A 745-nucleotide genomic window follows, 5' to 3' on the forward strand; every position below is an offset into this window, starting at 1 on the left:
GCGACACAGAGAGACTTCAACTCTTCCGCTATGGAAACCGCATCACCGCCTTGTGCTGAAATCGCAGGGTTTAAATCTATCCCCGCGCACAACACTCGGTTGTTCCCCGCCGGGTCAAATACGTTGACCGATTCGCAGCAATAAATGCGTGGCTCGTCACCCACATTCAAAATCGAGATTTGCGCAGAGCTCGTATCTAAAGGTTGAGATAGACGTCTGAATACCGCCCAGTGTTGGCATGGGTCATTCACTTTGCGCATGTTGCCCCAAGGAAGTGGGATGCCATTCCCTCGATACACAGCTTTAAGCTTGCCCGGCCCGTACGCGTCGAAATAGTGCCAATGGGGGTATGGTGACACAACGGTCATGCGGCGCATCGCAACGGATGGCGAAACGCCTGCTTTTTTATGAACATCAATTTCGTAACCGGAGCGGTCGAGCAACTGACGAAATGGCACTTTAGGGCAAAGCAGAGCTCCTGCAAAAAAGCTGGACTCAAAGTCTCGCCAAGCTTGCAGAATGTCTTGCGAATTTAGCTCAGAGTTCGACACGGGGCTGTCCATTTGTTCCCAGTTATTCTGATGTCCGATGGAGAGCACGTTATTCATCGCGTCGCTGCTGTGCAATACGCGGTGGCCAATGTATACCGATAAGTCGTATTTTAAACGGGTAGGGTAGTCGCGCATCCGTTTGTTGAGATAAATGGTGCCCGGAGGTTCCATGAATGACGTAATCAATTGCTTGG

General features: G+C 51.0%; 1 protein-coding gene. It reads right to left on the minus strand.

Annotation, left to right across the window (positions count from 1 at the left end):
• Positions 1–745, minus strand: a 745-nt coding sequence (locus tag R7190_RS27120) for a DUF3612 domain-containing protein (protein WP_318137834.1), incomplete at both ends; no start/stop codon positions are given.

Source organism: Vibrio sp. 1078-1 (assembly GCF_033340475.1).